Origin of the sequence: Streptomyces fructofermentans, assembly GCF_014651055.1 — a bacterium.
In the GTDB taxonomy this organism is placed as follows: Bacteria; Actinomycetota; Actinomycetes; order Streptomycetales; family Streptomycetaceae; genus Streptomyces; species Streptomyces fructofermentans.
Map to the genome: position 1 here is coordinate 1 of NZ_BMWD01000014.1, position 24,302 is coordinate 24,302.

22 protein-coding genes and 1 tRNA gene are annotated in these 24,302 nt (G+C 71.4%); 12 read left to right on the plus strand and 11 right to left on the minus strand.

The genetic code is table 11. The features are described 5' to 3' along the window. Positions 1-114: 114 nt before the first annotated feature. Positions 115-522: a VOC family protein gene (locus tag IE265_RS19935; RefSeq protein WP_190036995.1), complete on the plus strand. Its 408-nt coding sequence runs from the start codon at positions 115-117 to the stop codon at positions 520-522. Positions 523-591: 69 nt separating this feature from the next. Here the strand turns inward: IE265_RS19935 and IE265_RS19940 are convergent. The 5 genes from IE265_RS19940 to IE265_RS19960 form a co-directional block, all read right to left on the minus strand. Beyond that, positions 592-666: transfer RNA gene (locus IE265_RS19940), tRNA-Ser, on the minus strand. A gap of 108 nt (positions 667-774) precedes the next feature. Beyond that, positions 775-1,236 (minus strand): flavodoxin family protein, encoded by a 462-nt coding sequence (locus IE265_RS19945; protein WP_190036996.1) that lies wholly within the window; start codon positions 1,234-1,236, stop codon positions 775-777. An 86-nt stretch (positions 1,237-1,322) separates the two neighbouring features. Further along, on the minus strand, positions 1,323-2,054 hold the full coding sequence (locus IE265_RS19950) for an LmeA family phospholipid-binding protein (RefSeq protein WP_190036997.1): 732 nt from the start codon (positions 2,052-2,054) through the stop codon (positions 1,323-1,325). Then, a complete protein-coding gene (locus IE265_RS19955; protein WP_190037137.1) occupies positions 2,051-4,483 on the minus strand; it encodes an MMPL family transporter in 2,433 nt (810 codons plus the stop codon). Before IE265_RS19955 ends, IE265_RS19950 begins: the two co-directional genes overlap by 4 nt. A 602-nt stretch (positions 4,484-5,085) precedes the next feature. Continuing rightward, positions 5,086-5,697: a hypothetical protein gene (locus tag IE265_RS19960; protein ID WP_190036998.1), complete on the minus strand. Its 612-nt coding sequence runs from the start codon at positions 5,695-5,697 to the stop codon at positions 5,086-5,088. Positions 5,698-5,885: 188 nt separating this feature from the next. On the opposite strand from IE265_RS19960, the gene IE265_RS19965 reads away from it, so the two are divergent. The 3 genes from IE265_RS19965 to IE265_RS19975 all read left to right on the plus strand — a co-directional run bounded on the left by IE265_RS19965 (position 5,886) and on the right by IE265_RS19975 (position 9,124). Further along, positions 5,886-6,572, plus strand: a complete 687-nt coding sequence (locus tag IE265_RS19965; protein ID WP_190036999.1) for a response regulator transcription factor — start codon at positions 5,886-5,888, stop codon at positions 6,570-6,572. Then, on the plus strand, positions 6,569-8,167 hold the full coding sequence (locus IE265_RS19970; protein ID WP_190037000.1) for a sensor histidine kinase: 1,599 nt from the start codon (positions 6,569-6,571) through the stop codon (positions 8,165-8,167). The genes IE265_RS19965 and IE265_RS19970 overlap by 4 nt, the downstream gene beginning before the upstream one ends. 624 nt (positions 8,168-8,791) lie before the next feature. Continuing rightward, positions 8,792-9,124, plus strand: coding sequence for a hypothetical protein (locus IE265_RS19975; RefSeq protein WP_190037001.1), 333 nt, complete (start codon positions 8,792-8,794; stop codon positions 9,122-9,124). 301 nt (positions 9,125-9,425) lie between these two features. Here IE265_RS19975 and IE265_RS19980 read toward each other — a convergent pair whose 3' ends face one another. Then, entirely contained in the window at positions 9,426-10,190 is a 765-nt protein-coding gene (locus IE265_RS19980; protein WP_190037002.1) for a hypothetical protein, read from the minus strand. 269 nt (positions 10,191-10,459) lie between these two features. Here IE265_RS19980 and IE265_RS19985 point away from each other — a divergent pair, with 269 nt between their 5' ends. Continuing rightward, positions 10,460-11,008, plus strand: coding sequence for a DUF4262 domain-containing protein (locus IE265_RS19985; protein ID WP_190037003.1), 549 nt, complete (start codon positions 10,460-10,462; stop codon positions 11,006-11,008). A 142-nt stretch (positions 11,009-11,150) separates the two neighbouring features. Further along, on the plus strand, positions 11,151-12,182 hold the full coding sequence (locus IE265_RS19990) for a HEAT repeat domain-containing protein (protein ID WP_229916305.1): 1,032 nt from the start codon (positions 11,151-11,153) through the stop codon (positions 12,180-12,182). A gap of 119 nt (positions 12,183-12,301) precedes the next feature. Here IE265_RS19990 and IE265_RS19995 read toward each other — a convergent pair whose 3' ends face one another. After that, complete coding sequence (locus tag IE265_RS19995; RefSeq protein ID WP_190037004.1) at positions 12,302-12,643, minus strand: thioredoxin family protein; 342 nt, start codon at positions 12,641-12,643, stop codon at positions 12,302-12,304. 99 nt (positions 12,644-12,742) lie between these two features. Then, entirely contained in the window at positions 12,743-13,882 is a 1,140-nt protein-coding gene (locus IE265_RS20000; RefSeq protein WP_190037005.1) for a PucR family transcriptional regulator, read from the minus strand. Between the two features lie 87 nt (positions 13,883-13,969). On the opposite strand from IE265_RS20000, the gene IE265_RS20005 reads away from it, so the two are divergent. Beyond that, positions 13,970-15,025, plus strand: a complete 1,056-nt coding sequence (locus IE265_RS20005) for a ferredoxin reductase (RefSeq protein ID WP_190037006.1) — start codon at positions 13,970-13,972, stop codon at positions 15,023-15,025. Between the two features lie 7 nt (positions 15,026-15,032). Beyond that, entirely contained in the window at positions 15,033-16,151 is a 1,119-nt protein-coding gene (locus tag IE265_RS20010) for a fatty acid desaturase family protein (RefSeq protein ID WP_190037007.1), read from the plus strand. Positions 16,152-16,521: 370 nt separating this feature from the next. On the opposite strand, the gene IE265_RS20015 is transcribed toward IE265_RS20010, so the two are convergent. Beyond that, the gene (locus tag IE265_RS20015) at positions 16,522-17,586 is read right to left on the minus strand and encodes an NAD(+)/NADH kinase (RefSeq protein ID WP_190037008.1); all 1,065 of its coding nucleotides are present in this window, start codon (positions 17,584-17,586) and stop codon (positions 16,522-16,524) included. Between the two features lie 545 nt (positions 17,587-18,131). Here IE265_RS20015 and ribB point away from each other — a divergent pair. The 4 genes from ribB (at position 18,132) to IE265_RS20035 (ending at position 21,548) form a co-directional block, all read left to right on the plus strand. Beyond that, positions 18,132-18,782 (plus strand): 3,4-dihydroxy-2-butanone-4-phosphate synthase, encoded by a 651-nt coding sequence (gene ribB / locus IE265_RS38450; protein ID WP_308434794.1) that lies wholly within the window; start codon positions 18,132-18,134, stop codon positions 18,780-18,782. Continuing rightward, on the plus strand, positions 18,779-19,573 hold the full coding sequence (locus tag IE265_RS20025; RefSeq protein ID WP_190037010.1) for an HAD family hydrolase: 795 nt from the start codon (positions 18,779-18,781) through the stop codon (positions 19,571-19,573). The genes ribB and IE265_RS20025 overlap by 4 nt, the downstream gene beginning before the upstream one ends. A 932-nt stretch (positions 19,574-20,505) precedes the next feature. Next, positions 20,506-20,931 carry an STAS domain-containing protein gene (locus IE265_RS20030; RefSeq protein ID WP_190037011.1) on the plus strand — a complete coding sequence of 142 codons (426 nt, stop codon included), beginning with the start codon at positions 20,506-20,508 and terminating at the stop codon, positions 20,929-20,931. Beyond that, positions 20,928-21,548 (plus strand): hypothetical protein, encoded by a 621-nt coding sequence (locus IE265_RS20035; protein WP_229916307.1) that lies wholly within the window; start codon positions 20,928-20,930, stop codon positions 21,546-21,548. The genes IE265_RS20030 and IE265_RS20035 overlap by 4 nt, the downstream gene beginning before the upstream one ends. Positions 21,549-21,879: 331 nt before the next feature. On the opposite strand, the gene IE265_RS20040 is transcribed toward IE265_RS20035, so the two are convergent. Next, positions 21,880-23,118 (minus strand): PP2C family protein-serine/threonine phosphatase, encoded by a 1,239-nt coding sequence (locus IE265_RS20040; RefSeq protein WP_190037012.1) that lies wholly within the window; start codon positions 23,116-23,118, stop codon positions 21,880-21,882. A gap of 264 nt (positions 23,119-23,382) precedes the next feature. Beyond that, the gene (gene trhA, locus IE265_RS20045) at positions 23,383-24,180 is read right to left on the minus strand and encodes a PAQR family membrane homeostasis protein TrhA (RefSeq protein ID WP_190037013.1); all 798 of its coding nucleotides are present in this window, start codon (positions 24,178-24,180) and stop codon (positions 23,383-23,385) included. Positions 24,181-24,302 lie beyond the last annotated feature (122 nt).

Below are 24,302 nucleotides of genomic sequence, written 5' to 3' on the forward strand. Positions count from 1 at the left end.
CGTCAGTCAGTGCCAGAGCCACGACCACCGGGACCCTGAGTATCAGCATCAATGTCAGTGCCCGGGGCTAGGCTGCCAGCGTCCGGCAGGTTTGCCCCAGATCAGGAGGATTCCGTGGCCACTCGACTCAACCCCTACCTCAGTTTCGGCGGTGACGCGCGGCAGGCGCTGGAGTTCTACAAGGGGGTGTTCGGCGGCACGCTGGCGCTGAACACCTTCGGCGAGTCCGGCCAGCAGGGCACCCCGGTGGCCGACCAGATCATGCACGGCATGCTGGAGACGCCGAGCGGCTTCACCCTGATGGGCGCCGACACCCCGCCGGGAATGGATTTCGACCCGGGCAACAACTTCTCGGTCAGCCTGAGCGGGGACGACGAGTCCGAACTGCGCGGCTACTGGGAGAAGCTGTCCGCCGGCGGCGTCGTGGCCGTTCCCCTGGAGAAGCAGATGTGGGGTGACGTGTTCGGCATGTGTACGGACCGGTTCGGCATCCCGTGGATGGTCAACATCAGCGAGGCGTAGTCCCGTCTCCACCGTCGGCGCCCGCGGAGACGCGGGCGCCCCGGCCGGAGCGCTGGGCGGCGTTGGAGGGGCGGGGCGGTCGGATTCGAACCGACGTCCTCCGAGATGTCGTCGCGGCGCACTACCTCTGTGCTACGACCCCGCCTTGTCCCTGATGGTATGCGCGGATTCCGGCTCGGCAAAGCGATATTGCGTCGGCGGCCGTGCCCAACGGCACGAGGCGTCGACCGGGAGCCTTCCACGCCGTGGTGGTCAGGAACCCGCCTCCATGAGTCGCGCCGCGAGCGTCGCCCCGAGTTCCCAGCACGCCTCGATGTCGTCCTTCGTCGGCTCCCCCGTCATGGTCACGGCGTCCGCCGCGCGTTTCCAGCCCAGGCCGGTGGTGACCGACTCGACGGCCCGCACCGCACCGGTCACGTCGTTGCCGCCGTGCACGTAGTAGCCGAACGGCCGGCCGCGGGTCTCGTCGAGGCAGGGGTAGTAGACCTGGTCGAAGAAGTGTTTGAGGGCGCCCGACATGTATCCGAGGTTCGCCGGCGTTCCGAGCAGGTATCCGTCGGCGGCGAGGACGTCGGAGGCCGTGGCGGACAGCGCCGCCCGCCGGACCACGCGTACGTTCTCGATCTCGGGTGTGGTGGCCCCCGAGACGACGGCCTCGAACAGGGCCTGGCAGTTGGGCGAGGGCGTGTGATGCACGATCAGCAGAGTGGGCACACGCCGAACCCTGCCCAAACCGCCTCCCGGCCGCAAGCCGCGCGCCTGAGGCCCGCACGCCTGCCGGCCGTGGACCGCGCCTCGGGTCATGCGTCGTCCTTCGGCGCGGGCAGCGCCGCCGGGCCCCCGGAGAGCTTCACGTCGAGGCCGCTGTCGGTGATCTCGACGGATGTCGCTCGCATGTCCAAGGGGTAGTCGGCAGCCGACCGCGACCGCTCCGACAGTCCCTTCTCCACCTGTTCGACGAGTCGGGCGGGTGCGGGACCGCCGAGGACCTCGGCGTGCTCGAGGGTCATGGTGACGCGTCCGTCCTTGAGCCGGGGCCGCAGGGTCACTTCGCCCAGGCCGCGTTGCCCCAGGGACAGGGTGAGTGTGCCCGCCTCGCCGTCGAGGCGGACGGCCGAGACCGGCAGCCGCTCGCTGGACGCGGCGAGCAGGGTGCGCAGGGACTCGGCGGGCACTCTCACGTCCACGCGGGTGCGGGCCACTGTGCCGTTCGGGGACCCGGTGAGTCGGACGTCGTCGAGTCGGGCCTTCACCGACACATCCGTGAGGGGGCCGAGGGCGGCGTGTTCGCTGCTGAACGTGAGGGCGTCGAGGTGGCGGTCGAACAGGTCGAGCACGGCCGGCCCGCCCTCGATCCGGACACGGCTGCCCTCGCCGAGGGTCTGCTCGGCGGCAGCGGCGAGACGGCCGTTCAGCAGGCCGCGGGCGACGAGTTCCGCCGCGGTCCCGAGGAAGAGCAGGCCCGCGAGGGCGGCCACTGCGGCGGACCCCGCCTTGCCGCGTGCGGACAGGCGTCGGACACCGCGGATCACTCGCGACCTCCCGATGCGGCACCGCCGGCACCGGCTGTGCCGACCGTGCTGGCCGTGCTGGCCGTGCTGGCCGTGCTGGCCGTGCCGATGGTGTCGCCCGCCTCTGTGCCGGCCGCCTCTGTGCCGTCCGCCGGCATCCGTTCCGCGGATCCGACCACGGTCGACCGCTCCCGTCCGGCGTCGGCCGCCGCTCCGGGGACGGTGGCTGCCCGGCCCTCGGGGTCCAGATGGGGCAGCACCCGGTCCATCCAGCGGGGCAGCCACCAGTTGGCCCGTCCGAGCAGGTACATCGTGGACGGCACCAGCAGGAGCCGTACGAGCGTGGCGTCGATGACGACACTGACGCCCAGTCCGAGCGCCAGCATCTTGACCACCACGTTGGTGGAGAGCAGGAAGGCGAGGAAGACGCTCGTCATGATCAGCGCGGCGCAGGTGATGACCCGGGCGGTGCCGGCCAGTCCGGTGGCGACGCTGACGTGGTTGTCCTTCGTGTCGAGCCAGGACTCCCGGATGCGCGAGAGCAGGAACACCTCGTAGTCCATGGACAGGCCGAAGACGATGGCGAACATCATCATCGGCACGTACGACTCCACCGGTACGGGTTCGGGGACGCCGAACAGGGAGCCGCCCCAGCCCCATTGGAAGACCGCGACGACGACTCCGTACGCGGCGCCGATGGACAGCAGGTTGAGCAGCGCCGCCTTGAGCGCGACGAGCAGGCTGCGGAAGACGACGAGCAGCAGCAGGAAGGCCGCGGCGACCACGACCGCGATGATGAGGGGCAGCCGGTCCGCGACCACGTCCCGGAAGGTGAGTTGGGCCGCGGTCGGACCGGTGACGTGACCGACCGCACCGATGTCCGCGAGGGCGTCCGGGAGGGTGTCGTCGGCGAGACGGTGGAGCAGTTCGGAGGTCGCCTCGTCCTCGGGCCCCGTCTCCGGGGTGACCGTGGCGATGAGCAGGGCCTGGTCCTCGGTGGCGGCGGGGACGGACACGGCGGCGGCACCCGGGGTGCGGGCCAGCGCGTCACGCAGGGAGTCCGCGAGTGCGGTGATGTCCGCCGTACTGCGCGCGCGGGCCCCGTCGAGGTCCACGACGACGGTGAGCTGGCCGTTGGTGCCGGGGCCGAAGCCGTCGGAGACGAGGTCGAAGGCGCGGCGGTCGGTGTAGTCGGCCGGGCCGGCTCCCGCGTCGACATGCCCGAGCCGCATCGAGGCCGCGGGCACGCTGAGCACGCCGAGGGCGAGGAGGCCGACGGCGAGGGCCTGCCAGGGCCGGCGGCCGACGGCAGCGGCCCACCGGTGCCAGGCGTCCGCCGTGCCGGTGGGTTCGTCGACCGGTGTCCCTATTCGCCGGCGGTCGATGCGGTGCCCGGCGATGCCGAGGAGGGCCGGGGCCAGGGTGAGCGCGGCCAGGGCGGCCACCACGACCGTCAGCCCCGCGGCGAACCCGAGCGTTCCGATGAAGCCGACGCCCGACGCGTACAGGCCCGCGAGTGCGAGGGCGACGGTCGCGGCAGCCACGACGACGGCTCTGCCGCTGGTGGCGACGGCCCTGCCCGCGGCCTCGGCGGGGTCGCCCGTTCCGTCGGTGTCGCGCAGCAGGCGCCGGTGACGGGTGATCAGGAACAGGGCGTAGTCGATGCCCACGCCGAGGCCCATCATCGTGGCCAGTGTGGGCGCGGCCGTGCCGAAACCGAACACCGCTGCCAGCAGGCCGAGCAGGGAGATGCCCGCGAGCAGCGCCACGACGGCGGTCAGCAGCGGGAACCCCGCCGCGGCCAGACTGCCGAACCCCGCCAGCAGGACGACCACGGCTGTCACGAGTCCGATGGTCTCCGACAGGTGGTGGGCGGCTTCCGGCCGGGCGAGTTGCCCCAGCGGTCCGCCGTACTCGACCTGCACGCCCTCGGTACGGAGCCCGCTGACCGCGTCGTCCACACCGTCCAGGTAGGACCGGTCGAAACGGACCGGGTTCTGGGTGAAGCGGATGGTCGCGATGCCGGTCGTCCCGTCCGCGGAGATCGCCCCCGGTGCCGTGAACGGGTCGCTGACCGAGATGACTTCGGGCAGTTCGCCGAGTTCGCGCAGGGCCCCTCCGACGGTGTCCCGGTGTGATTCGAGCGGTCCGTCGCCGGGGTGCAGCACGATCTGCGAGGCGGTGCCCCGGACCTGTTTCGAACCGTGCGCGTCCAGCAGGTCCGCGCCCGTCTGCGCGGAGGTGCCGGGCATGGCGAAGTCGTCCTCGTACGATCCGCCCCACGCGCGGTCTGCGGCGACGGCGGCCAGCAGCACGAGCAGCCAGGCAGCGAGCACTCTCCAGGGCCGCCGCGCGCACCGGCGGCCGAGGCGGTGCAGCAGCCCGGCCGGGGCGCGGTGTTCGGGTTCGGCTCGGCAGGTGTCGTCAGGTGTCCCGGTCGTGTGGGTCATCGTGCCTGTCTCGGTCGGGCCGCGCCGTTGCGCGGGTTGGTTCGGTGCCGCGGGTGCGGGCTGTGCGGATACGGGGTCGGTGCCGTGCGCGCGCGTGCGCAGGACGAGGAGTGTGACGGCCGCGAGCAGACCCGCCGCCGTGGCCGCGACGAGGCCGAGCAGCGCGAGTTCGCCCGGTCCCGCGCCAAGGGCCGCGCCCGGGTCCGGGTCCGGGCCCACGGCCGGGTCCGGATCCGTACCGAGCTGCACGGGCAGGTTCGCGCCCGGGTCCGTGCGCAGGCCCCCGCGCAAGTGCACGCCCGAGTCCGGGCCAAGGGCGGCGTCAACCGGAGGGCGCGGGTGGGAGGATGTGCCCGGTGTCGCCGATGCGGACGGCGGCGGGGCAGCCGAGGTGGACGGCGACGCGGAAGCCGTCGCAGAAGCCGAGCCGCACAGCGACACGAGCAGGGTGGCACCCACCGCAAGCAGAACCCGCCGGCCCGGCGCAGGAACCCGCACCCGCACCCGCACCCGCACCCGGAGACGCGGGGGCCTCCCCCACCCCGGCCGCAACCGCCACCGCGCCCGAGGGCGCACTCCGGCACCGCGCCCTCGCGCCGCCGTCACCTCTGCGGCCGTACGCGGTCGCGGCGCTCCACCCAGCGCTGGACCGCCTCGCCGTAACCGCCCTTCGACGCCTTGTCCCGTATCGGCCGGAGCGCGTCGCGCAACTCCTGTCCGCGCAGGCCGCGTACGGCCTTCAGGTCGTCCCGCAGTTCCGGGGGCAGGCTCTCGACGCGGCGCCGCGCCTGCTCCGCACGGATCCGTACCCGGGTGCCGTAGTTGCCTGCCAGCGCATCCTTCCAGACGCGCGCGGCGGCCCGGCGGCGTTCGTCGCCCTCCAGCGTACGAAGCTCCCGCAGATCCGCGCGCAGCTTCGGGGGCACCCGGCCGGGCAGCGGCCCCGGCTCGGTGACCGGGGCGGCGCCGGCGAGCAGCAGCGGCGAGGCGACCACCTCCGTGGTGGCCGCGTCCGCCGTTCCGGACTGCGGGGCCCACACGGTTCCCGCCACCGCGGCGGCGGCGAGCACGAGCGCGGGCACGGTCCGGCGTATCGCGGCGCGACGGATGCCGAAGCGGACGCGACGGATGCCGAAGCCGACATGACGGGTGTCGGAGTCGGGGCGCGGCGGCCCGAGGCGGACTTGACGCGTGCTGGAGCCGTTGGTGTTCACGTGCCCTCCCAGGTCTCGATCTCGCGTCCAATGTGCCGAAGCTGTCCGAGCGGCACGTTCGGCGAATGTTCGGGCGCTGTAAGGATCGGGCCCGCGGCGTCGGAGCACGGTCGGCGCTGGTTAGAGTCGGGGCATCCCCCGGGTCCTCGGGACGGCCGGCGTGTCCCGGGGCCCGAGGAGAGAGGCACATGGCGGAGAACAAGGGGCTCGTCCTGATCGCCGAGGACGAGCGGCACATCGCCGACCTCCAGCGCCGCTATCTGAGCCGCGAGGGCTTCGGCGTCCACGTGGAGGCCGACGGGAACGAGGCACTGGCCGCCGCCCGTCGACTGCGGCCGGTGGCGATCGTGCTGGACATCGCCCTGCCCGGCATGGACGGTGTCGAGATCTGCCGGCGGCTGCGTGAGGACGGCGACTGGACCCCCATCGTGTTCGTGACGGCACGGGACGAGGTCACCGACCGCATCCTCGGCCTGGAACTCGGCGCCGACGACTACCTCACCAAGCCGTTCTCGCCGCAGGAACTCGTCGCCCGCGTCAAGAGCCTGCTGCGCCGTGCCTCGGGTCCCCGGCAGGATCCGGTACACAGGGTGGGGCGGCTCGTCCTGGACACCGGTCGCCGCACCCTGCGTGTGGACGGCCGCCCCGTGGAGCTGACCACCACCGAGTTCAACCTGCTCGCCCATCTCATGCACCACCCCGGACAGGTCTTCTCCCGCGATCAGTTGCTCGCTCGCGTCTGGGGGTACGCGGGCTACCGTGACACGCGTGTGATGGACGTCTACATCTCCCAGCTCCGCGCCAAGCTCGGTGACGCCGGTGCGATCCGCACGGTCCGGGGCGTCGGCTACGGCATGATCGACGACGCGCGATGACCGCCCCGGGCCGTCGCGGCGTCCTGGCGGGGAACGCCGTCCGCGGCACCCTTGCGGGGAACATCGTCCTGCTGACCACGGCCGTCGCCGCGGTGGCCGTGCTGCTCACCGGGCTGTTCGCCTGGCGAATGATCCGTACGACCACCGAGGCCCGGGAGCGCGAGGACCTGGCGCGCCAGGCCGAGGTTCTCGCCCGTACCCCGCCCCTGGCCTCGTGGATGCTGGACCGCCAGCAGCGCATCGCCGGGCCGACCGGCACCGAACTCGCCCTCGTCCGGCCCTCGGGCGAAGTGGAGGGACCCGCGGCCGAGGCCGTCGACGCGGCGGGACGCAAGGCGCTGCTGTCCGGCCACGCCGTATCGGCGACCGCGGCCCTCGACGGCCGACGGATGCTCGTCGAGGGAGTGGCGACGCCCACCGGCGGAGGGCTGGTGCTCGTCCGGCCGATGAGCACCGTCGACGAGGCCACCGACCGCATCCGCGGCAGCCTGGTCCTGCCCCTGGCGCTGGGCCTGACCGGCTCGGCGCTGGCAGGAGCGCTGCTGGCCCGGCGGCTCGCCCGGCCCCTCACCTCCGCCGCAGCCACCGCCCACCGGCTGGCCGAGGGCGAGCGGGGGCTGCGGGTACGAGCGGACGGACCGACCGAGGTCGCCGAACTGGCCGCCGCGCTCAACGCCTTGGACGCGGCCCTGGCCCGAAGCGAGAACAGGCAGCGCGACTTCCTGCTCTCCGTCTCGCACGAGATCCGTACTCCGCTCACCACCGTGCGGGGATACGCGGAGGCACTCGCCGACGAGGTGGTGACCGGCGACGAGGTCCCCGGGATCGGCCGTGTCCTGCAGTCGGAGATCCATCGGCTGGAGCGCTTCGTGGGCGACCTGCTGGCGCTGGCCCGATTGGAGGCCGACGACTTCCGGCTCGACAGCGCGGACGTCGACCTGGACGCACTCGTCGCCGAGGCCGCCGCGGCCTGGTCGGCGCGCTGCGCCCGGCACGACGTCGACTTCCGCGTCGAACGCCCCGGGCACGCGCTGACGCTCACCACCGACGGCTTCCGTGTACGTCAACTCGTCGACGGACTCGCCGAGAACGCCCTGCGTGTCACACCGGCGGGCCGGCCTCTGGTGCTCGGCCTGTATCCCGAGGGCTCCGGCGCCCGGCTGGAGATCCGCGACGGCGGACCGGGTCTCACGGAGGACGACGCGGCGATCGCCTTCGAACGCGGTGCCCTCTGCGAGCGCTACCGCGGGGTCCGGCCTGTCGGCAGCGGACTGGGCCTGGCCATCGCGCACCGGCTCGCCCATCGGCTGGGCGGCACGATCACCGCCCGCGGACGCGCTCCCGAGGGCGGCGCGTGCTTCACCGTCCGCCTCCCCCCGCACCCCGCCACCGGCCTGCCGGCCAAGGACTTGCCCGGCACCGGCCGATCCGGCACGGACTCATCCGCTGCCGGTTCGAACGCGGCCGGCCGGACCGTTGCCGACCAGGCCATTGCGAGCAGGACGGTTACGGACGGGCCCGGCGGCGACCGGCCGACCGCCGACCGGTCCAGCCCCGTGCCGAGCGATCCTTACACTGCCCGAACTCACCCCTGACCGAGGCTTTGCCCTGGCACGGCAGACTCCTTCCGATGCCTCGCGCGGGAAGGAGCACTGTGCCATGTCCCTGCTCACAAGAGTCCTGTCCGGTCCGCCGAGGGCGCTGCGCCAATGTCTCGACTGTCCACCCCGGTGCCTGCCCAACGCGCTGGGCCGGGACTTGCGCGCCTGGCGTGCGGCGGACGGCCCCGAGCGGTCCGCGGTCGCCGCCCGGATCAGGACCGGAATGCTGGACGGCACGTACGGGGGTCGCGTACGGCGCCGGGCGCTCATCCGGCACGAGCGGAGCGCTCCCCGGGCCCTGGCGGACGACCTCCGGCGAGCCTTGGACCTGCCCGGGGAGGAGGCCCGGCGTTCGGCGGTCGACCGTGTCGTCCGCGGAATCGACCACGGCACCTACGGAGTCGCCCTGCGGTGGCCGTCACCCGCGCAACCACCCGCGGTGAAATACCCGTCGACCGCCTCGGCGCAACCGGAACCGCCATCGCCGTCAGGACGACCGGTGACCCGCGGCGCAGCCGTCACCAGGCGCGGAGTGCCCTGGGCCGCGCCTGACAAATGAGCTCTGGGATGCTTCGGTGTCCGCGCTCTGCGCAGGAAGGAATGCTTGAAGGAGTGGTCATGGGGGTCGAGCTGGAACTGCACTCGAGGCGACCGATGCGCAAGGGAGGGTCCCGGGACAGCTTGCTCCGGGGTTCGTACGAGCACGGAGAGGCGTTGTCGAAGGTGATGAGCACCCTCGACCGGCACGGCTCGGGCAAGCTCGTCTGGGTGGATCCGTACGGCGACACCCTGTTCAACGAACAGGAAGCGGCTGTCGCCCGCCAGGAAGTTACCGCCTTGGCACAGGGGTGTACTGATGCCAAGCAGAAGGCGGCTCTGGTCGACCTGGCCGAGTTGCTTGAAGCGTGTGCGGAGACGCCGGGGAGCTACTTGTGGTTCATGGGGGACTGACCGGGTTTAATCATTGCTCGTTCGGTCGTCGGGGTGCATCGACGGACACTGCGTCCGGAAGAGGGCGAGGGGCTCGTGCCGTCTCCGACACGAGCCCCTCCCATGACTGGCTGGCCCTTCACCCGAGCGCCTCGGGCCGACCGACCGACACCGGATCGACCGTGGTGACGGCCGGCAGCCGAATCGAGCACTGCACACCATCACGCAGATCTGGATGAAGATCTCTCCCCGTCTCGTGACGCGCCTCAGCAGCCTCGGGGGAAGTCGGCTGCCGGGCAGGGCGGGAGGCAGCCCGGGGAAATCACTTCACTACGACGTCGTCCCCGGCCGAAGTCGACGGCCCGGTCGTGGTGTTGCCGTAGTACACCCAGCGCCACGAGCCCGACTTCGACGCCTTCACGGTCGTCTTGAGAGCACCCGAGCCGTTCGCGTACACCTTCTTCACCGTGGTGTAGGAGGCGGCTCCGGTGGGCTTGAACTGCAAGGTCACCAGGCGGCCTGCGTAGGAGGCGTACTTCCTGGTCTCCCAGTTGGCCCGCGTGACCTTTCCGGTCACAGTGATGCTGCTGCCCTTGGTCACCGGCTCGGGTGAAGCGTTCACGCTCAGGCGGGAGTTGCGCTTGACGTAGACCGTGAGGCCCTCATCATCGGTGTCACCGCCGCCGCCCTGGAAGTACACCTCGGCCGCGACCTTCCAGGCCCCGGCCTCGCTGTTGCGCATCTCCCACTCGCTCGGGTCGAAGTACATCGTCTCGTTGAAGTCGCAGACGCCCGAGCTCACCTTGATGCAGTCGCTCGTCTCGATGGCGTGCCACAGCCGATCACTCGCACCGTCGCGGTACAGGAACACCGCCGGCCACTTCCACGTGCGGGTGGTCGCCATCCGGAAGGAGGTCGGCACCGCGACCTCGTTCGACACGCCGATCACGATCGGCTTGCCGCCGTTCACCTGAACGCGGGTGAACGAGGCCCCGCCTTCGGCCGCTCCGGCCGGAAGCGCAGCCACGCCGGTGAACACCGCGACCGCACCACCGGCCACGACTGCTCTCCAGAGCTTCTTCCCCACTTGAATCCCCGATCTCTGTATCGAAGGCGCCGGAGAATCGTCCTCCGGCGCCTTCGTCAGACAGCCGTGATCCATGCGGGGTTGTACGCCCGTGGATCACGATAGGGCCTCGGATGATCTTTGCCTCGCACGAGGCGATGCACCAGGCATGTGACTGCGTCACCGAAGCAAGTACTCAGGGGATGTCAGGGTGCCGACGGCGTCATTGCGATTGCGCGTGGGACAAACCCGGCTGCTCACCGCGAACGCTCGCCCCATACCCTCCGCACATGACTGACGATCCGTTCCAGTGCCGCTGCGTCCTGTGCCACGACTACGGCGACCGGGACGATGCGGACCGCATGGATCTGACGATCGCCAAGCATGTACGGCAGCATGGATGGCACGTCGTGATGGTCCCCGAAGACGAGATCGGCCCCGGATTCGCCTACACGATCGGCCTCGCGCACACCCACGGCGGTCCTGAACTCGCCATGTTCGGGCTCGATGTCCACGCCATGCACCGTGTGCTCAACACCCTTGGAGAGAAGGCCGCCGCGGGCGAAACCCTGGCGGCCGGCCAGGACCATTTCGATGTGGCCGACGGTCATCGGGTCGCGCTCAGGCAGGTCGATCGTGGCTGGTACCGGACCTTCTTCGGACAGGCCATCGGGTTCTACCGGCGGCCACCTCTACCCGTGCTGCAGGTCGCGTGGCCTGATCCCGAGAGCCGATTCCACTGGGATGAGCGGGCCGACATGAGCCATCGAGAGTCACAGCCTCAGTTGTGGCTGCCTCCGAGTGACCACCCTGTCGGGATCTGGACGACCGAACTCTGATCTCAAAGCACCGCACCATGGCGCAACTGTGCGCGAGCGGCCGGGCAGTTCACGACCCGGCTGCCGGCAGGCCCCGCTCCGGCCATGATCAGGTGTCCGAAGGTTCGACAGGTTCGACAGGTTCGACAGGTGAGGGTGGGCTGTGAGGGATTGGCGGAGCGATCCGACGTTCGCGATGTGCCGGGAAGTCGCGGACGGGGCGGACCTGGCCTTGTTCGCGGGCGGCTGCTTCGATGTACGGGCGGTGGTGGCCGGCATCCTGCCCGAGCTCCGACGAGACCTGCCCCTCGACGCCGTCCCGTGGGGAAACTTTCCCCACGGCCCCGATGTGCGGAAGGCCGTTGCCGCCCTCCGCGCCGACGGCGAACCGGGCGAGGACGCGCCCCGTGTGCTGTGGAGCCTGTGCGCCAACGACAGCCGGGCGGCGGCCGCCCTCGCCGTACCGTTCCTGATCCCCGTCGTCGCCGACCCCGACCACCCCCACCGCGCCGCCGCCCTCGACGCCCTCCCCGGACCGGCCCGCGCCCGGCACCTCGGCGTCGCCTCCCGCGCGGAATTCCTCCTTCACCGCACCGATCCCGCACGTCACGCTCCCGACGGACACGACGACTACGGCTACGAGGTGACCGCCTACCCGGCCGGTTGGTCGGTAGCCGCCGCCCGAACGGCGATCACCGCGAACACGCCGGCGCTCGTGCCCCTCCTCAACGACCCCGACCCTGCCGTCCGCGTCGACGCCTCGTACGTCCTGGCGACGGCCGCCGACCTCGACCGCGTCGTCCGGACCGCCCTGGCCGGAGGGTTCGCGGCGGAACGTGACCCCATGGTCCGTGCCGCCTTCGCCCTGGCCACCGCCGAGATCACCCGGGCCCACCCGCACCCGCCGACCGTCGCGTGGCTGCGCGAACGCTGGCGCGACGAGGCGGAGGTTCCCGAAGCCCGCCTGGCGGCGGCGATCGGATGGCTCTGCCTCACCGACGGCCCCGTCCCCGAGGAACTCCGCCGCACCGTCGACGCCCTCGCCGACGACGAACGCGCACACGCCATGGAAGCCCTGCCCTGGATGAGCGCCGCCTCCGGAACCGGCGAACCCGGACTCCTGCGCTGCAGGCGCTGCATGCTCCACCCGGACGGGCCCGACCCGGAAACGATCTTCTGGAACTCCCTGTTCTGAACGATCGGGCAGAGCGTGCGCATCGGATTCGTCCCGCGGTGCCGGCTGCGGTGCACGGGCACAGCGGATGCCCGCACTCGACGGGTGGGATCACAAGGGGGGATGGTCCAGATGTCCGCTCAGAGGTGGCCGTCCAGGAGCTCCCGCACCTCGGCGGTGGTCATGGGCCCCGTGGCCTGCGCCACCGCCTCCCCCTGCTTCAGCAGGACGCAGGACGGGGCCCCGGTGATCCCGTATCGCTCGGTCGCGGCCGGACACCGCGTGATGTCGGCGCGGACGACCGTCAGGCGGCCGCCCGTGCACTCGTCGGCGACGCCACCCATGACGAGGTCCATCACCCGGCAGGGCTCGACCGCCTTGGGCCATGTCCCGGTGAAGTACGCGAGGACCGGAACCGCGCTCATCCCGAGGATGAAATCGAACTCCGCGTCCTCACGGGGTCGGTGAACCCGATTCGCCATGAAACTCCTGACCTCACATTCCGTCCGTCCATCCTCATCATCTCCCGGCAGCGCAGACGCGGGCGTCGAGGACGGGTACGAGGTCGGTCGCAGCACATGTCAGCTGTCCCGAAGACCGACCGCCAACGTCAGTTCCAGGACCCGCTGTGGCGATGCGAGATCGGGAAAGAGCTCCCGCAGCTGCGACATCCGGTACCGGACCGTCTGGGGATGGACGAACAGCGCCGCCGCCACCTCGTCCCGCCTGCCCTGGTGCAGCAGCCACTGCCGCAGTGTCTCCTCCAGCCGCCGTGCGGTCGTGACGGGCAGGGTCCGCAGCGGTGCGAGGGCCCGGGCACGCAGGTCCGCGAACGCGTCCGCGTCGGCGCTCAGCACCAGCTCGGGCAGGTGGTCCTCGGTGTCGCGAATGTCGGAGGAGAGGGAGCGCGCGCGTACGGCTCGTGCGTACGAGGCGGACGCGCGAGTCCATGGCCGGGCCGGGCCGACCACGGCGGTGCGGTCGGTGAGCTGCCGCAAGATGTGTGACCGGTCGGCATCGGGGACGAGCAGCACCCCGGTGGCGTCCGGGAGGTCGTCGAGGACGAGGGTGCTCGGGTCGAGCACGCGGTAGGCGGGCCGGGCCTGGGCGGCGGGCAGCAGGACCGCGGTCAGCGAGACCGGAGGCTGCCACCCGGCCCGTTGGACGGACGCCAGCAGCACGTCCGGACTCGCCCCGGCGAGGAGGTCGCGGGCCAGGTGTTCCAGGTGGCGCTCGTGGGCCCGGCCCCGGGCGGCCAGTTCGTCGGCGTGGCCCGCGGCGCTCGCGGCGGAGAGCTCGTCGATGTAGGCGAAGGTCAGCTCGGCGAACTTGGCGACCTCGGCGGCGGGCAGACCTGCGGGGACGGCACCCTCGGCCAGGCCTCGCCAGGCCACGCGGGCGCCGACGCGGTAGGCGCTGAGCAGGGCGTCCATCGAACGGCCGTCCCGGACCTCACCGCGGCCCAGCTCGTAGGCCGCGTCACCGCCGTCGCCGCCCGCGGCGTTCCCGCTCGCGAGGTCCAGGTAGTGCCCCAGGGCGGTGCGGACGGCTCGGCGGATGGTGGCGCCCATGTGGCCCGAGAGGGCGTTGGCGTAGGGAGGGACCTCATCGATGATCGCCTGGACGACCTCGTCGGCGGTGGTCTTCAGCGCGGCCCGCAGTGCGGTGACGGTCGTCTCATCGAGGGCCAGCTCGCTGGCCCCACGGGTTACATGGCTCACGATTCTATTCCCTGCGAACAATTCTGCGGATCAAATTCACGTCCTGCGGTTAGGACTTTACGCCCTGGGACGCAGCAAGCTGGGGCCATGACGAGTACAGCCCTCCGCAGCAGGGCGTGGAATCTGCTGGAGATGGTCACGACGCCGCTCCTGCCGTCGGACTACCTCGACCTGGTCAGCCCGCTGCGTGCCGGCGCCGACCTGCGAGGGCGCATCGAGGCCGTGCACCCCGAGACGGGTGACGCCGCGACCATCGTGATCAGACCGGGACGGGGCTGGCGCGGCCACACACCCGGCCAGTACGTGCGGATCGGGGTCGACGTCGACGGGGTGCGACTGTGGCGCGCCTACTCCATCACCTCGCCGACCGGCCGCCGGGACGGACGCGTCACGATCACCGTGAAGGCGATCCCGGACGGCAAGGTCAGCAACCACCTGGTCCACAGGGCGAAACCGGGCACGCTGATCCAGCTCGACCAGGCGACCGGTGACTTCGTACTGCCCGAGGCCAAGCCCGCGAAGGTGCTGTACCTGACCGCCGGCAGCGGCATCACGCCCGTGATGGGCATGCTGCGCAACACGGAGTTCGACGACGCCGTCATGGTCCACTGCGCGCCACGGCCGCAGGACGTGATCTTCCGCGGGGAGCTGCACGACCTGGTCGCTGACAAGAGGCTGCTGCTCACCGAGGTGCACACCGACACGGACGGCATGCTGGACATCGCCCGTCTCGACGAGCTCGTGCCCGACTGGGCCGAGCGCGAGACCTGGGCCTGCGGCCCCGCGGGCCTGCTCGACGCCGCCGAGGAGCACTGGACCGGGCACGGCGTCCCGGAGCGCCTGCACACCGAACGTTTCCGCCCCGGCATCGTCGTCGCCGGCGAGGGCGGTGAGGTCACCTTCAGCGCCACCGGCAAGAGGGTCGACGCGGACGGCGCGACGCCGTTGCTGGACGTCGGCGAGGAGGCCGGCGTGCTCATGCCCTCCGGGTGCCGCATGGGCATCTGCTTCGGCTGCGTCACGCCGCTCAAGGCGGGCGCCGTCCGCGACCTGCGTACCGGTGAGATCACCGAGGCCGAGCCGGGCGTCCTCATCCAGACCTGCGTGTCCGCCGCGGCGGGCCCCTGCGACATCGAACGGTAGGAACACCTTGACCGCCATCGACCCGACCGCCCACCTGACCTCGGAGCAGATCGAGGAACTCGGCCGCGAGCTGGACGCGATCCGCGACGAGGTGATCGCCGACCGTGGCGAGAAGGACGCCGCCTACATCCGCAAGGTGATCTCGGCGCAGCGCAAGCTCGAGCTGGTCAGCAGAGGTGTGCTGCTGTTCTCGATCTTCCCGCCCGCGTGGGTGCTCGGTACCGCCGGGCTGTCCGTGGCGAAGATCATGGACAACATGGAGATCGGCCACAACATCCTGCACGGCCAGTGGGACTGGATGCGGGACCCGAAGATCCACTCCACCACCTGGGAGTGGGACCACGTCTCGCCGGCCGACCAGTGGAAGCACTCCCACAACGAGCTGCACCACACCTATACCAACGTGATCGGCAAGGACAACGACCTCGGCTACGGCATCATGCGCGTCGACGAGGACCAGCGGTGGCACCCGTTCCACCTCGGCCAGCCGCTGTGGAACTTCATCAACGCCTGCTTCTTCGAGTACGGCATCGCGGCGTACGACCTGGAGCTCGGCAAGAACCTGAGCAAGCGGCGCCGTAAGAACCCGGAGTTCCGTGCGCGGGCCAAGGCCGTGGGCCGCAAGATCCGCAAGCAGGTGCTCAAGGACTACGTGATCCACCCGCTGCTGTCGGGCCCCTCGTTCCTCCCCACGCTCGCCGCCACGTTCACCGCGAACCTGGTCCGCAACCTCTGGACCCACTCGGTGATCATGTGCGGGCACTTCCCCGAGGGTGTGCAGGTCTTCGAGCGCCGGTCGATCAGGGGCGAGACGCGCGGCCAGTGGTACCTGCGCCAGATGATGGGCTCGGCAAACATCAGCGGCAGCAGGGCCATGCACTTCATGACCGGCAACCTGTCGCACCAGATCGAGCACCACCTGTTCCCGGACCTGCCGAGCAACCGGTACGCCGAGGTCGCGGTGAAGGTGCGCGCGCTGTTCGAGAAGTACGAGCTGGAGTACGTCACCGGGCCGCTGCCCAAGCAGGTGTTCTCCGCGTGGCACAAGGTCTTCCGGCTCTCGCTGCCGAACAAGAAGCCCAAGGTCGGGGCGCCCGAGCGCGAGCAGGAGCTCGTCGCGGCCTGACTCCCGGGATGGGGATCGCTCCAGACCCTTCGGACGTACGGGCGGCACCACGGGGTTCGGTGCTGCCCGGGGCGGGTGTCGCGTTCCACGAAGGCGACGCGCGCCGACGCCTTTGCCGAGGAACCCGCACACCCGGCGCGTAGGCCCGGGTGATGCAGTCGTCGTTGGCATGGGCGCACCCACCACCGGCAGTCCGGCCGGCGCGATGACGACAGTGCAGGCGGCCACTGGTGGACGTCACGGGCCTCAGACGGATGACGGTCGCCGCGCGGCCGGCGATCGGCCAGGTCCGGCGGACGACGGTCCTCTCCCCCAGGGACGCACCTGCGTCGCCCCTTGCGGGGAGAGGCATCGGCCCAACGCCGGTTGTTCAAGCGGGCGGCGGGGAGGGCTGGGGCAGCGACAGGTGTGCCAAGTCCCCGGGCGGAGGAGTTGTCACCGACCACAACGGCGCCGTGGCGCCGTCGGCGAGAGCGGCGGGGGCGTCGGTGAGGTTCATGCGCCGGCGCAGCCTGCGGTAGAAGTCCGTCATCCCCAGGCGTACGGCACGCAGTTTGCGCGGTGAGGCGTACACCCCGATCCAGTCGCCGGGCTTGAGGACGCCGCGGACCAGGCCGTCGATGGTGACCGCGGCCGGGCTCGAGCGTTCGAGCAGGCGCAGTCCGACGGGTTCGTCGGGTGCGGCGACCACTGAGCGGTTGAACGGCATGTGGGGTGCGACGGGGGTGAACACGAGGGCTTCGCTGCGCGGCGAGAGGATGGGGCCGCCAGCGGCGAAGCTGTAGGCGGTCGAGCCGGTGGGGGTGGCGACGAGCAGGGCGTCGGCCGAGTAGGAGGCGAGCAACTGGCCCGCGATGTAGACCCCGGCCGAGACCTGGCGGTCCCGGGCGAGCTTCTCCAGCACCACGTCGTTGAGGGCCGCCACATCGAGCGGGATACCCCATTCGCCGCCCACTTCACAGTCGGCGCGCGCTCTCGGCGGGCGCAGGAGCGGGCTTTGGCCGTACCGCATGAAGGCCTCGATGTCCGAAGGCATCTCCAGGAGACAGGAGGTGCGCATGGTCAGGAACATGCGCTGCTCGATGTCGATCCGGCCCTCGCGTACGGCGTCCAGAGCCTCGCGCAGCGCCGTCATGGGGACCTCGGTCAGAAAGCCCACGCGGCCGAGGTCGACTCCGAGCACGAGCGCGTCGACGGCGTGCGCGACCATCGCGCCGCGTAGAAAGGTCCCGTCCCCGCCCAGCGTGACAATGAGGTCCGGATCGCCGGCCGCTGCGGCTTCCTGCCGGGCGGTGCGCTCTCCGTCGTTGCTCCACACGTCGATGTCCGTGCATCCGAGTGCGTGCTCGGCGCACCATGCGCCGACCGTGCGGGCGCCTTCCACGGCTTCTGGGCGCCCGCCGTGCACGATCACGCCGACCCGGCTCACCTTCATGTCCGCCTCCAGCGATCTCCGTCGCCTGCGGTGCGGGCCGACAGCCGCCCACCGGACTGCGGCCCCACGGGGGTCCAGCCCGGAGGCGCGGCCCGATCGGCAGGCAGGAGGGCTGTTCCGCGACCGTCCCCCTCCCCAGCCTGCTGCACCCGTCGAGCCGTCGCCCCAGGGAAACCCCCCGGGGTGGGCCCCCGGGAATGAGACCCGGGTGCGTACGGAACGACATCGTGGCGCCGCCGGACAGCTCCCCGGCCCCCGGGCGCGTCGGCCTGCGAGGCGATGGCTGCGCCGCTCCGGGCGCAGACCTTGGTTGGCCGTTCCTGGCCGACTGTCCGCCGTGGTGGTCGCGCTCGCTGTCGTCGCCCGGCTCGATCTTCGCCGACTCAAATCCAGCGATCGGCGTGGCGACCGGACACGCGTTGGTGGCCACCTGCGTGCCGCTCAACGGCCCGGGTCGCTCTGTCGGCGTACGGGGTACTCAAGTCTGTTCGACTCCCGGCCGATGCCCTTGCGGGAAGATCCACTTCTACGAAGGGCTGGACACTGTGACGTCAGCATCGGTGCGGCGGACGCTGGACCTGGTTGCACTGGCCGTCGACGACCTGCGGGCAGGGCGCCCGGTCATCGTGGTCGACGACGAGGACCGGGAGAACGAGGGGGACCTTGTCATGGCGGCCGAATTCGCCACGGCCGAGGCGATCGGATTCTTCGTGCGCTGGACCAGTGGGCTGATCTGCGCGCCGATGGCGCCGGAGGTCGCCGACCGGCTCCGGTTGCCACTGATGGTCCCGCCCCCGTCGGGCACCGACCCCGTCGAGGCGACCTCGTTCACTGTCTCCGCGGACGCCGTCGGCACCGGATCGGGAATCTCCGCCGCCGACCGGGCCACTACCCTGCGGGTGCTCGCCGCCCCGCACACCCGCCCCGACGATCTGGCGCGCCCCGGGCACGTTTTCCCGCTGCGCGCCCGCCGCGGCGGGGTCACCGAACGCCGCGGGCACACCGAGGCCACCGTCGACCTGCTGCGACTGGCAGGCCTCGCACCCGTCGGAGTGATCAGCGAAGTCTGTCAGGACGACGGCTCCGTCGCCCGTTTCGAGGCGCTGCGCGCGTTCGCCGACAGCCACGGCCTCGCGCTCGTCTCCATCGACCAGATCGCGGACGCCCTGCAGCATCCGGACACGGTGACCGCGTGACCCCGATCCTCCGGGCCACCGTCTTCGACCTCGACGACACCCTCCTGGACACCCAGCACCTGTGGCCGGAGGCCTGCGCCGCCTTCACCGCACGCCACGGGCACCGCTGGCGTACCGAGGACACCCGCGCACTCCACGGCAACGGCGCCTGGGCCTCCTACGTGGCCGCCCTGTGCCCGGGCTCGATCGGCCCCGACGAGGTGACCGAGGCGTGCACGACGGCGATGGTCGACGCAGTCGGCGCCGGGCGCGTGCACGCGCTCCCCGGAGCGGTGAGCCTGGTACTCGAAGCAGCCCGCCACGGCATGGTCGGGGTCGCCACAGCCAGTCCGCGCCGTTTCGTCCACGCGGCCCTGGACCGGCTCGGGCTGACCGCCCGACTGCACACCGTGGTGTGCGGCGAGCACGTCACCCGGCCCAAGCCCGCCCCGGACGCCTACCGGCGCGCGGCATCGGAGCTGGACGTCCCGCCCTCCGACTGCCTGGCGGTGGAGGACTCCCCCAACGGCATCCGCTCGGCACGCGCCGCGGGTATGAGTGTCCTGGCCATCGCACGCGACGGCACCACGCTTCCCGCCGACATCGCCCGCCTGACAACCGCGCAGGCCCGCGATGCGACACGCGCCCTGCCCACACTGACCCGTCTGCTCTCCCCCCACAGCGCACCACACGTGGCACCGGCGCCGGCCTCGCCCAAGCCGTCGCCCGCATCACCAATCCCACGAACAAGCCTGCCCCGGGCCACACCCGCTCCGGGCTCCTCGGGCACGACAAGGTCGGCTCCGCGATGACCCGCCCGGACATCGCCGCCTTCCTCGTCTCCCACCTCACCGGCACGCGCCACCCCCGCGCGATGCCCGCCGCCAACCACTGAGGCACCAAGGCAGCGCCCACGCCTGGCGCGTGTGACGGTGGTTCCGATTCGTCCAATGCCGGACGGCGACATGCCGCTCGGCATCGAGGACGGCTGCGCAACCGCCAAGTGGCAGTGGCGGCCTGGCCGTAGGTGCGCTCGGTGACGTCGCCGGCGCCGCACCCGGCCATGTTCGTCCGGGTGGAGAGGCACTGGACCCTGAGATGGCCGTCGTCCTCCAAGTCGAGCTGCCTCCTGAACAGTTGGGTGAGCGGGTCTCGGCTGATCGCGTACCGGCCCGGTTCCCGGTCGCGCGGACGACCCGGTGCGGGTGGGTCCGCCGACCAAGGGGTTGACTACGGGACTTCCCGTGCGGCAGCCCGGCGAACTGCTCAACCGCACCGGCCGTGACGGATGTCCGGCCGCGGGCGCAGGATTCCCAGGTCCGGGCCGTGAGGCCCGCAGGGCCACGTTCGGCCCAGTGATGCGGAGCCGGCCTGTGTGGCGCACGGACGGTCGCCCCGGGGCGCGGTGGCCGCGTACTCCCGCGGCATCGTCTCCGGGCGTCGCCCGGGCACGATGAACGGACGGTTCCGGCCGTCCGCCGGACCGGTTCGAGGACTATGCTGCTGTACGGACGTCCCAGACCCCGGCGGCTTGTCGCTACCCGACACAGATGGCTGCAGGGAGCGGACTCTTCGTCTGCGGCCCGGCACATCCCTGGAGGAACCGGACGGGTCCGCTTCGCTGTCGGACCGGTGCCGTTGCTCCCCCTCCGCCGAACGTACGCCCTGACGGCAGCGCGCGCTGAGGCCAGGACCCCCGGCGTCACCGCGTCCGCTGCCGCACGGTCCACCGAACCGAGGCATCATGCCTATTCCGCAGCTCACCGTCTTCCGCCATGACCGAGGAAATCGGGTACTGATCACCCTGGCCGGTGAGATCGACCTGGAATCGGCCTCGCTGGTACGCACGGCGCTGGCGCGATGCCTGAGCGACGGCGTCCGCACCATCGACATCGACCTCACGCCTGTCACCTTCTGCGACTGCACCGGCCTGAACGTCTTCCTCCACGCAGCGCAGCTGATGACCGAGTCCGGCGGAACCCTGCGACTCCACCACCCGCCGCCGACACTGGGTCTGATCCTCGACCTCAGCGGCTCCAGGTCCCTGCTCCTCGACGATCAGCTCGGGCATCCGTCGCCCCCACCCGGGAATGTCCCCACCTCGACCACCCGGACACCGAGGTACCGGGCCGTTCCGCTTACCTCTGTGCTCTCGGGTGACGCGCCGTGACGGACTGGGCCGGTGGAGGGCAGCCACGACAGCCCCGTATCGGCGAATCGTCCACCGTGGATGCGGCCCGCTTACGCCGTGTGAACCGTGGGCTGGCACAGGATCTGAGCGGGAAACTGACGGATCTGTACGTGGACTCCCACGAGGCGTCATCGCGTCCTGATGCGTACTGCCGTCCGAGCCGCCGACAGTTCCTGAACCGTCTCACCGCCGACATCCGGCGGCCGGGCTTCGCGATGGTGATCGCGGAGACGGGTGGACTGGTGGGCTGCGCTTTCGGATTCCCGATGCTGAGCGACACCTTCGAGTGGATCGGGTTCGACAGCGGCCGACCGCGCGGCGTCGAACAACTCGCAGCGGCCGGCGGCATCTTCGCGATCACCGACATCCTGATCCTCCCGCACCCGCAGGACGCGCGCGTCGCTCTCCGGTTGCAGGAGCGGCTGCTGGTCGACCAGCGGGCATCGATCGGCGCCACCCTGGTGGACCGGGCCGATCACCCCACCCTCAACACCCTCCGTTCCTGGGGATGGCTGGACGTGGGAGCGTTCTGGAAGCCGACCGGCGCCACGCGGCTCCGGGTGCTGATCCTCCCGTCGGCGAACCAACACCGGTGAGGCAGGCGTGACTTGAGCAGGACGCCTGGACAAGGCGGCCTGGGTGAAGCCCGAAAGCCGCTCGGCCCGCATCACCGCGCCGGTCGCCGAGCCGACGGCCCCGTGGTGCCCGGACCGGTGTGGTGGACGTGTGCCCACGGCCGTCCCGCGGGCGCGTGGCAGGGGCCACTGGGCTTCGAAGTCCTGGCCGTCACCGCCCCGCCGCCGGATCAGCCGATCGGGGCGAGACCACGCACACTTCTGCCTGCGTCGTCGGCCCCGCGATGCCTTCCACCTGCTCAACTCGCAGCACAGCGCCCGCGTAGCCGCCTTCCTCCCCACCCGTCCGGGGTCAACTCCCGGAAATGGTCCGTCCCGTCCCTGACGGTTGTGAGGCGTCGGTGAGGTCGGCGCCGGTCGCGGCGTCCCGCTGAGAGCGCCCGCCACCGTGCCAGTCCAGGCACATGACGGTCGCGTCGTCCTCCAGGTGACCTTGGCCGGCGTCGACGATCGCGCCGATGAGGGCGCGAGCAGCTTCGCGGGGATGCAGCGCGCGGGTGCGAACGATCAGGTCCGACAGGTCCAGGCTCTTGGCGTTGCGCTCCAGCATGCCGTCGGTCAGCATCACCAGCCGGTCGTCCGGCCGCAGGTCCAGCGACTGCACCCGGTAGGTGTCCGGGGCTTGGAGGCCGAACGGCCTATCGACCTTCGGCGCGATCTCCTGTACCTGACCGTCCCGCATTCGCAGCGGCCAGGGGTGGCCGGCATTGACGAATTCCGTACCACCGTCGAGCAGACTGATCCGCAGCAGCTGGCCGGTGACATAGCCTCCGCGGCCGTGTTCCCGCACTGCGCGGTCGGCTTCGTGGGCCTGCTCCTCAAGACTCGCACCGGCCCGCCGCGCCCGGCGCAGGGCACCCATCAAGAGGGTGGCCAGAAGTGCGGCGTCGACGTCATGACCCATGGCGTCGGTGACGGAGAGCTGGACGGTGTCCCGGTCGATCACGTAGTCGAAGGTGTCGCCCCCGACGAGGTCCGCGGGCTCCAGCGCCCCGGCGACCGCGAACTGCGCCGCCTCGCACGCCAGCGACGCCGGGAGCAGTTGGTGCTGGATCTCTGCGGCCAGGCTCAGCGGGGTGGTGCGCCGTCCCCACTGGTAGACGTCGGTGAAGGACCGGTTCGCGATGACGATGTACGCCAGCGCGTGCGCGGTCTCGCCGATCTCCCGCATCGTGTCCGTGTCCGGCGCCGCGGGCAGGAACAGCTCGAGGAGCCCGATGGCGTCCCCGCGGTTGGTCACCGGGGCGACGACCCGCACCAGGGCGCCGTCACCCTGGTCGTCCACGCTCGGCCGCTGGGTGCGGATCACGTCGTCGTACAGGGTGCCCCGCAGGGTGATGCGCCGGGCGGGTTCATCGGTGTCGACGCTGCCCGCGACCCCCAGCCGTACGACGGAGCTGCTCGCGAAATCGGTGATGAGGAACGACACCGACACGGCTCGTAGATGCTCCTTGAGCAAGCACGCGACCACGTCGAGGGACTCCACGGGCGCTGCGGACTCCGCCGCCGCCAATGTCTCCGCCAAGGTCATCGCACTGCCCCGGTGGCTGCCGTCCCCGGGATGACGAGGGGCTCGCCCGCCGCCCGTCCCTCTTGCGGTCACAGCGGCTCCTTCACTGCTCGACGACGCTCAGGACTCCGTCCCGTGTGCACGAATGACCTCTGCCAAGCCCAGCACCGAACGGATCACATCGCACCCCGGGACGCGGGAGCCGCCCGGCCATCAGCCTCTCCCGAACGATGTGCGGCGGGGCCCATCCGCCGCGTCCGGCGCTTCGGCATCCCTCGAATGCAGTCACGCGGCTGCCAGGAGGATGGCCGTGTAGTGCGAGGTGAAGGCGGTGACGGTCAGGGCGTGGAAGACCTCGTGGAAGCCGAACCAGGCCGGTAAGGGATCGGGGCGCTTGAGGGCGTAGACGACCGCGCCCGCGCTGTAGAGCAGCCCGCCGGCCACGATCAGGACGAGTACGGCAGCTCCGCCGGCGTGCAGGAAGTCGGGCAGGTAGCACACCGGTGCCCAGCCCAGGACGAGGTAGCACGGGGTGTACAGCCAGCGCGGAGCAGTGACCCACAGGACTCGGAATGCGATGCCGGTCAGTGCGCCTGTCCACACGATCCACAGCAGCAGGGACCGCTGGTCCGACGGGATGAGGAGCACGGCGAGGGGGGTGCAGGTACCGGCGATGATCAGGAAGATGCTCGCGTGGTCCAGCCGTCGCAGGACCGCCTCCCCGCGCGGGCCCCACGTCCCGCGGTGGTAGACCGCGCTGGTACCGAACAGCAGGCAGGCCGACACCGTGTAGACCGAGCAGGCCGCCGCTGCCGCAGGCGAGCGCGAAACGGCGATCAGGATGACGCCGCCGACCAGCGTGAGCGGAAACACCCCGGCGTGCAGCCAGCCGCGCATCCGCGGCTTCGGCGCAGTCGCCGCCCGTTCCGCCCCGCCTTCCGGGCTGCACGCCTCCCGCCCCGCCGCCGGCCGACCGGTCGGGGCCGCAGGTGAAGAAGCGGCAGGGGCGCGCGGGGCGGCGGGCGGGGTGCCGCTCCGGGACTCCCGTCCGTGGGGAGGCGGCTGAGCCTCTTCGGCGATCATGCACTCATATTCTGAAGCAGTCGGAAGAGTTCCGCGCGGCCGCGTCGCGTCGGACCGCAGTGCAGGTGGCGGTCGTGTGCCGGGATGCGCGGCGGCCTGCGGCGTTGCTGCGCCGGGGTTGT